Raw genomic sequence first — 2,561 nt, 5'->3', positions numbered from 1 at the left:
CAATATCTTTAGTGTCAATATCCGCCGACAAACCTTCAGGAATCATTCTTGGAATATTCTCGTAGAATCCGCCGCCTGTTATATTGCTCATTCCGTTTATCTTGAATTTTTCAACAAGGTCTAGTATTACCTCTGCATATATTCTTGTAGGCGTTATAAGTGCATCTCCAAGAGTACATCCAAGTTCCTTGACTTCCTTGTTCACATCCCACTTCAATACATCAAAGAAAAGTTTCCTAACAAGTGAATATCCGTTTGAGTGGATACCGCTAGAAGGAAGTCCAATAAGAACATCATTCTCTTTTATATCTTTTCCTGTTATTATCTTTTTCTTATCTACAACGCCAACAGTAAATCCTGCAACATCATACTCGCCTTCGCTGTATAGCCCCGGCATTTCGGCAGTCTCACCACCTATTAGTGCTGCTCCAGACTGGATGCATCCCTCGGCTATGCCTTTAACAATATCAGCAGCCTTTGCTGGGTCAAGTTTTCCAGTGGCTATATAGTCAAGGAAGAAAAGAGGTTTTGCGCCCTGACAAAGTATATCATTTACGCACATGGCAACAGCGTCAATTCCTATTGTATCGTGCTTGTCCGTCTTGAAAGCTATCATTAGCTTTGTACCAACTCCGTCAGTACCAGAAACAAGAACAGGTTCTTCATATGCGTCCTTGTCAAGCTGGAACATGCCGCCAAAGCCGCCTATGTCGGAAAGTACTCCCTTTGTCATAGTCTTTTTTACATGTTCCTTCATCAATTTTACAGATTCATATCCAGCATGAATATCAACACCGGAATCCTTATATGTTAATCCGTCCTTCATATCTATAATCCTCCAATATCTCTTAAATATTCTGGTTCGGCACTGCCATAGGGTAATCACCGTCAAGGCAGGCAAGGCAGAAGCCATTTTCCTGATTCGTTGCCTTCAATAGACCTTGTATCGTAAGGTAATGAAGTGTATCTGCTCCAAGAAAGTCCTTTATTTCCTCTTGAGTCTTTGAAGCTCCAATGAGATATTCTCTAAATGGAGTATCAATTCCAAAGAAGCATGAATACTTAACAGGAGGAGAAGCAACTCTTATATGAACCTCTGTAGCTCCAGCTTCCTTTATCATTTTAACAAGTCTTCTGCTTGTAGTTCCTCTTACTATTGAATCATCTACTACTACAACCCTTTTGTCCTTTACAATTTCCTTGAGAACACTAAGCTTAATCTTAACGCCTTCTTCTCTCAATTCCTGGTTAGGCTCAATAAAGGTTCTCTTAGCATATCTGTTTTTGATTAGTCCAAGTCCGTAAGGGATACCTAGGGTCTGTGCATATCCTATGGCAGCCGGTGTTCCCGAGTCAGGCACAGAAAATACAAGATCCGCCTCTACTGGCGCTTCCTGAGCAAGTTGAACTCCCGAATTATATCTTGCTTGATATACATTGATTCCATCAATAGTACTGTCCGGTCTTGCAAAATATATAAATTCAAATATGCAAGACTTCTTTCTTACAAACATGTCGCTTTTAATACTTGTAATACCTTCATCGTTTATTACAACAATTTCACCAGGCTCAACATCTCTAACAAATTCTCCACCCATTGCTTCAATTGCACAGCTTTCAGAAGCAAGAAGATATCCATCTTCCCTCTTTCCAATACATAAAGGTCTAAGTCCGAAAGGGTCTCTCATTCCTATAAGTTCTGTTTCAGTCATTATAACAAAGGCAAAAGCTCCCTTTATTATCTCCATTACATTCTTTGCCGACTTTACCATATCGCCCTTGAAATTTCTTGCCAAAAGGTTGGCGACAACCTCTGTATCAGTGGAAGTTTGAAATATAACTCCGCTGTCCTCCAGCATTTCTCTCAAGGCTTCTGTATTGGTAAGGTTTCCATTATGTGATAGTGCAAGGGAACCCTTTCTGTATTTTACAACAAGAGGCTGCGCATTTGCCTGCAGACTGTCACCTGTTGTTGAATATCTTACGTGAGCCGTAGCCATTCCACCTACAAGACTTTTCAGTACATTGTTGTTGAAAATTTCCGCTACGAGTCCCATATCCTTGTGGTATTCTATTCCGCCGCCTGATTTCACAGCTATTCCAGCGCTTTCCTGTCCACGGTGCTGAAGTGCAAACAAACCATAGTATGCCAACTGAGAAACAATTTCAGGCTTCTCCGAATAAACACCTATAACTCCGCATTCTTCATGCAGCTTATCTTCTCCAAACATCTTATCATACATATATTACTCCTGAATCCTTTTTAGTACTTCCTGGTAAGTATCTTCTACATCACCCATGTCTCTTCTAAATCTGTCCTTGTCAAGCTTTCTGTTTGTTCCAAGCTCCCAAAGTCTGCAAGTATCAGGAGATATTTCATCAGCAAGAATAATCTTTCCTTCATACATTCCAAATTCAAGTTTGAAGTCAATAAGTCTAATATTTCTCTCTGCAAAATATTTCGAAAGAACTTCATTTACCTTGAATGCATATTTCTTTATTATTGCAACAGTCTCTCTATCTGCAATACCTACTGCATAAACATGATAATCGTTTATCAT

The 2,561-nt window shown here is 39.8% G+C and carries 3 protein-coding genes; all 3 read right to left on the bottom strand.

Features of this window, described 5'->3' with window-relative positions:
- On the bottom strand, window positions 1-826 hold an 826-nt coding region (gene purM, locus AC3AX0_RS11365), incomplete at its 3' end, for a phosphoribosylformylglycinamidine cyclo-ligase (protein ID WP_487550398.1).
- A gap of 22 nt (window positions 827-848) precedes the next feature.
- Window positions 849-2,243 carry an amidophosphoribosyltransferase gene (purF, locus tag AC3AX0_RS11360; RefSeq protein WP_487550397.1) on the bottom strand — a complete coding sequence of 465 codons (1,395 nt, stop codon included), beginning with the start codon at window positions 2,241-2,243 and terminating at the stop codon, window positions 849-851.
- A gap of 3 nt (window positions 2,244-2,246) precedes the next feature.
- Window positions 2,247-2,561, bottom strand: a 315-nt coding sequence (locus tag AC3AX0_RS11355; protein WP_487550396.1) for a phosphoribosylaminoimidazolesuccinocarboxamide synthase, incomplete at its 5' end; no start/stop codon positions are given.

The organism is Dethiosulfatibacter sp. (genome assembly GCF_983023055.1).
Note: the sequence above shows the minus strand (reverse complement) of the source record. Positions and strands in the feature narration are given on the sequence as shown.

Coding starts and splice junctions, on each gene's coding strand:
- purF (WP_487550397.1), bottom strand. CDS start 2,243: ATGTATGATAAGATGTTTGGAGAAGATAAGCTGCATGAAGAATGCGGA.